4 protein-coding genes are annotated in these 5,885 nt (G+C 67.7%); 2 read left to right on the forward strand and 2 right to left on the reverse strand.

Going from position 1 to position 5,885, the window contains the following annotated elements:
• Window positions 1–149 precede the first annotated feature (149 nt).
• On the reverse strand, window positions 150–644 hold the full coding sequence (locus ABZ281_RS33865; RefSeq protein ID WP_200723471.1) for a hypothetical protein: 495 nt from the start codon (window positions 642–644) through the stop codon (window positions 150–152).
• Between the two features lie 725 nt (window positions 645–1,369).
• Entirely contained in the window at window positions 1,370–2,284 is a 915-nt protein-coding gene (locus tag ABZ281_RS33870; protein ID WP_356661766.1) for an AAA family ATPase, read from the reverse strand.
• 1,330 nt (window positions 2,285–3,614) lie between these two features.
• On the opposite strand from ABZ281_RS33870, the gene ABZ281_RS33875 reads away from it, so the two are divergent.
• Complete coding sequence (locus ABZ281_RS33875; RefSeq protein ID WP_356661768.1) at window positions 3,615–4,943, forward strand: hypothetical protein; 1,329 nt, start codon at window positions 3,615–3,617, stop codon at window positions 4,941–4,943.
• A gap of 52 nt (window positions 4,944–4,995) precedes the next feature.
• Window positions 4,996–5,847, forward strand: a complete 852-nt coding sequence (locus ABZ281_RS33880) for a hypothetical protein (RefSeq protein WP_356661770.1) — start codon at window positions 4,996–4,998, stop codon at window positions 5,845–5,847.
• Window positions 5,848–5,885 lie beyond the last annotated feature (38 nt).

Consider the following 5,885-nt stretch of genomic DNA (forward strand, 5'->3'; position numbering starts at 1 on the left):
TTAAGGTTGGGCCGTTGTTGCCCGGTACGTCAACAAATTGGTTTGGGTTTTTTTTTTTTTTTCTGCGCTGCACGCCCCGCGGGGCCGGCCGGGCCCCCCGCCCCCCCCCCTCATGGACGACTGGGCCCAGGCCGGCCTTGAGGCTTGTATCAGTCCGTTGCCGGGGCCTCAGCCCTCAACTGCTCAAGGAACGACTGGACGATCACGTTGACCATATGGCCATGCAGACCAGTGGTGTTTGCGAGAAGGAGCTCGTCCATCATGTCGTTCAGCCAGTCGTCGTTCTCCCGGCTGATGCTGTAGTGGTTGGGGGACGCTGCACCGCTCTCCTCCCCCAGGTGACTGTCTCGGAACTCGTCAGCGGCCTTGATGAGATCGGTGACCGAGACGTGGCGTGCCAGGGTGATGGAGGCGTCCAGGTACTGGCTCGGCTTGAGGTTTCTGAGCCCGAGCATTCGCTTGTCGCTGACCATCTGGCGATTCACCGCGATTGCGACGTCGGCATGGAGCCGGATGTTGCGCTTCGCAGGCTTCGTACCGGTTCGTGTCGCCTGTGCCTGGCGGTAACTCCTCGCGAGCTCGATGTACGCGACCGGCAGCCCCTGCACCTTCTCGGCGAGCTGCGGCGGAAGAGCATCGAGCATTCGCCTCTCGGAGAATCCGCTGGTGGCCGGGAAAGCAGGCCCAGCGGCTCTCCGAAGGGTGACTGCGCCCCCAGACGGCTCGCGTCCTCCTGGCGCCTCTTGTCCGTAGACGGGCAGATCGGCGGCAGCGAGGTCTTCAGACCGGAGACGTCGCGGCGGATTTTCAACTGGCGTCTGCGCAGGGATGGGTGTGGTTGCCGCAGGTGAGTCCAGGGCGTCGAGCCGTGCGCTTTCCGCAGCCTGCAGCCTGTTGATCGAGGGCACAGCCGCGGGTTCGCGTTCGGCGGGCGTGCGTGTACCCGCGGACTCCTCGTGAGCGACTCCAACGTGTTCGGGTGCGGCCGCTGGTGCGAGCTCGGTCGGCGTGCTGTCGGCGGTCGGCTGGGCCTGCACAGGCCCGGCTGGCTCACTGTCCACCGGAGGCTCGGGCACATGTACGTCAGTTGGACTGGCAGACGCGCCGGCATCCGTGGGCTCGGTCTGTTCGGGTGCGGCCGCTGGTGCGAGCTCGGTCGGCGTGCTGTCGGCGGTCGGCTGGTCCTGCAGAGGCCCGGCCGGCTCACTGTCCACCGGAGGTACCGAACCGGACGTCGTCTGGGGATCGCTGTTGATCTTGGAAAGGGCGCCAGACGCTGACAGCTGGTTCAGCTTTCCGAAAGCAGCGCTGGCCTTCGGTGCCTTCCGCCGTCGAGCGGGAGTCTGACTACCTCCTTTGGCTTCAGCCATTACTGGGCCTCCACCTCGTCCTTGAGCCAGGCAGCTTCTCGCTCGGCGATCACGGAAGCCGGAACTCCGAGCGCCTCGGCGAGTACTGACCCGAAGTGGCCGAAGTCGTCTGGAATCGAGCCCCAGGTGTCAGCGATGCCTTCGAGGAGAGGAATGGTGCCCTCCAGGAGATCCACGCTGGGAAGGCCGTCCGGGTGGTCGGCGCTCTCGCCGTTGATCAGCCCCTGGATGTAGTCGCGAGCGTTGGTGAAGCTGCTGCGCTTGGGGAACGACTTGGCGAGCATGACGAAGAGGTCGATGCGCTCGCCCATCTCCTTGAGGAGGTCGAACGTAGTCGTCAGCTGGACCACATCGCCGACGTGCTGCTGGGTCGGAACGATCCCTCGCTTAGTCAGCATCCAGGCGGTCTTCAGGACCCCCTTGTCCGTGGGGCCAACGTCGATCACCAGGTGCTTGAAGCCTCGCGCCATGAGATCCGTGACCTGCTTGGCCATGGCGGGGCCCGTATACCCGACGACGGTTACGAGGGGCGGCCAGTCGTCTCCGGCTGCGGCCTGCCATTTGAGGCAGGTTTTGTTGGTGTCGTCGGCGTCTACGAGGAGAACGGGTTCGCCGGTGAGTGCCAGGATCAATGCAACGTAGACGGACATCGTCGTTTTCATTACGCCGCCCTTGGCGTTGCCCATGGTGATCTTCACGCCGTCAGGCGTGTTGAGGGCAGCGAGGACGGCTGTCCTCAAGGGTTCCGGGAGGCTGTAGATCAGTTCCCGAACTTCGGTGCTGACGTGAGAAGGCACTGTCAGGGCAGGCGGCGTGATGTTCCCCGAAAGGAACGTCGCGGGAACCGCAGCGGCTTCGCGGGCAGGAGAGGGCACCAAGCCCTGGGCCTGCTCCGTAGCGAGTTGCTCAGGCATGAGAGTGGAGTACCTGCTTACTTCGTGGCGAGTTGCTACTTGTCGGCCGAACAGTCCAGTCAGTCGACGCTTCGGCGACCCTCAGATTGCGGTGAGTGCCGTAGTGGTGGGGCTTCCTGATGGGGTGACGTGAAGCCCTACGTGCTTCTCGTGACCCGATCGCTGGTGCCCGACGGCTGGTCGCTGCGACGCCGAACTTGCTGGGTTGCTGCCCGGGTGCCATCCAGTCCACTGGACGGCGGGCTCACGCTAGCAGAGATGAGATGACTCACTGGGGTTGGCACGCAGAAAGAAGCGTGCAAGGGGGAGTGGCGTGACGGCTTGGAATGCAGTCCGTCGGGCGAGTCTAGGGTCGCCCGAGTGTGACTCTGGAGTGTCTACAGACCGGATTCAGGACTGCACTCGCTGGTCGAGATTCGGGGGAGCGGTCGACTGATAGAGCCGGTCGTGTCCCTGTGTCCCGCGCTGTGTCCCTTCCTGTGTCCTAGGTAGTGCACATGTGAAAGTGCAGGTCAAGGCGTGTTTTTAAGATCCCTTTACTGAGCGCAAGAGCTGATCTTGTGAGGCTTCGGCCAGCGATCTGCGCCTCGGCCTGCCTCTCGAATGCGTTAATTTAAGACATCAGGCGTATGTCAACTATTCGTGTCAATAGGTAAATTCAACCCATGTGCGCGTTGCGTCGCGACCGGCCAAAGACTCGGAGGGAGGGAGGATCCGTCCTCCGAGGGCGGACCGGTCCGACGTGGAGCAGGTGAACTACGTCGGCGCTCATGGCCTCAACGAAGGACACGAACGGGTGAATCGGCTATCCCTCACGCGGTGGCTCGCTTGGCCCGGGGGCCGGAGGTCGGGGCTGCGGCCAGTCTGCCGACTTGTGCCTGTCGGTAGGGCGTTGCGCGGGTCGAGCGCGACTGCCGGCACGTCGACCTCGCATCGGCGAGTTGACGAGCGACGACGCGGGTGGGGTATGTCCGACGCACAACGAAGCAGCTTCCCTGGGTGGCCGGCGCGACCTTGACTGGCGGGCCGAGCAGGAGGAGTCGCGCACACGGTCGACGACCATGGCAACAGCGAGGAGTCGCTCGGCCGGGCCGCCCAGCTGCCGGCCGCCAAGCGCGACCGTCTCCCGGGTGTCCCTGTGTCCCGCCCCGTGTCCCGCCCTGTGTCCTAGGTAGTGCACATGTGAAAGCACATGTCAAGGCCGCTGGAACGCTGAGGTGCACGAACCAGCGGGTCTTGTGGGTCAGCCTGCCGAAACCGGCGCGAGGGTGCCGTGTTGCCTGTCAGGCTGAGCCCTCGCATCACCGGGGACGTACGAATGGAACGCACCATGGCACGCAGCCCGCTCACCGCCGCTCAGCAGCGGCGGGTGCAGTGGAAGACCATCGACCGGGCGCTGGCCCCCTTCTCCACCGATTCGCTCACAGTGCTCCTCCAGGCCGCGCTGGCGTCTCCGGGCTGTTCCCGCGTTCACGACCACCTCCTGCTGCTGTGGACCCGCGCCCTGCGAACTCCCGCGCGTACCGGTGCTGCTGCGGCCGCCGCGGACCTGCCGGGGCTGGTCGCGGCCGCCGGGCGGGCGGCGCCCGGGCGCGGCGTGGTGACCGACCGGGTTCCCAGTGACGTACGGGGCCGGGTCCGGTTCGCCACGTCGGCGGAGGAGCGGCTGTTGGTCCATCCCGGCCAGCTCGCGCACCCCCTCCTCGTCCTCCGCAGCCTCCAGCTGACCGCGCTGGCTGTCGATGAACCGGCGCGCGCAGCGGTCGGGTTCGGCCTGAGCGACGTTCTCGAGCTCGCGCTGCGCCTGAGTGACCACACCCTCACCGCGGTGTCCCCGGCATGGCCGCCTGCCGCGCAGGACGAGGACCCGCAGGTCGTGTGCGCGCTCACCGAAGACGAGGTCGGCGCCGCCCGTCTGCTGGCCGGCGCGGACCTGGGCGCCGTCACCGCCGTGTGCGGGCAGCCGGAGGACGCCGCGCGGGCGCTGGATTGGCTGACCGAACCGATCGAGGGCCTTCCGCTGCGCTACCACCGCCAGGCGCCGCTGCTCGGGCCTGTCCTCGCGGTCACCGCGCATGGCCGGCGGGTAGCGGTGCCGGCCTGCGCCGCGACCGATGCCCTCGCCCCGGCCGCCGGCCGGCTGCTGGCCGCCCTTCCCGCCGCTGCGGTGGAGGCCGCTGAGGAGCGGTTGCAGGACCTCGTCGTCTCCCGCACCGCGCAACTGCTGGGCATGGAAGAAGTCCCGGCCCGTCCCGGCCGGGTGTGCGCGCTGTCCGCGCCCGCCGACCGCTACGACATCGCGATCGTCAGCGCGCTGGCCGAAGGCGCCCTGTCGTCCCGGATCGAGGAAGCGCGTTCCGTCCTGGGCGAGTTGACGACGGGGCGGGGCCGCCTGGTCGTCTACGGCGGACCGCGGTTCCTGGGCCCGGAGCTCATCGAGGACACCGTCTACCTGCACACCGAGGAACTCGCCGAGATCCTCGCCGACGCCGAGAGCGACCTGGCCGTACTGGCCCTGTTCGTCCTGGAACTCACCGAACACCCCGGCGTGCACGGCGTCTTCTACCGCGACGTGCTGGACGCGTGGACCGCGTGGCGAAGAGGTCGCGCCGAGGCCGGCGCGGCCGAAAGCCGCTCGCTTCGCCGCGCCGTTCCGTGAGCTCATCCGGGTGGTCGGGGCACGCCAAAGGGGTCCGGGCCGATGTACCGGTGTGGGCAGACTCCAGTGGGCGCGCATCGTGGAACGCGCCGCCTCCATCGTCACCAGCGGCTGCACCCTGCGCCAGGTCTACTACCGGCTCGTCTCCGAAGGGGCGATCCCGCACACACCGCCAGCCTACCGTCGCTTGTCCGCGCAGCTCGCACAGGTCCGCCGCCGGCAGTACTTCCCCGACCTCATCGACCCTCTGCGCGAGATCCACGCTCCTCCCACATGGCCGGACGCCACCACGTTCCTGCGCGCGGTCCCTGACTGGTTCGCACTGGACCGCACAGTCGGACAGAAGACAGCCGTGTACGTGGCCTGCGAAAAGGACACTCTGCGAGCCCAGCTCACCGGCTGGCTGCAGGAAACGGGCATCCCCGTGCTCGTCGTCAGGGGGTTCGGCAGCCAGACCTACGTCCAGGTCGTCCGCGAACGGATCGCCCGAGACCCGCGCTCGACCGCGCTGCTGTACGTCGGGGACTTCGACGCCTCCGGCGCCGATATCGAACGCGATTGGGTGGCGCGCACTGCCTGCTGGAACTCCGTGGAGCGGGTCCTGCTCACCCACGACCAGGTCCGCGAACATGCCTTGCCAGCAGCCACGGGCAAGGCCGGTGACCCACGCTGGCCGGCCTTCGCCCGCCGGTACCAACTCGACCCGGCCCGACCGGTGCAGTGGGAAGTCGAGGCGCTCGACCCCGCCGAGCTGCAACGCCTGGTCCTGGCCGCCGTCGACCCCCACACCGACCGAGCCGTGCTCGCCACCCGGATCACGGAGGAGGACCGCCAGCGCAGACAGCTCAGGGCGATCGTCGATGAGGCGACAGGCCGACGCAGGCCCGGAGTTGGCGACCTCTGAGCGGCAGAGAGCCCCGGGGGCGGGGGGGAGCCGGGGCC

It is taken from the genome of Streptomyces sp. NPDC006265 (genome assembly GCF_040613555.1).
Classification (GTDB): Bacteria; Actinomycetota; Actinomycetes; order Streptomycetales; family Streptomycetaceae; genus Streptomyces.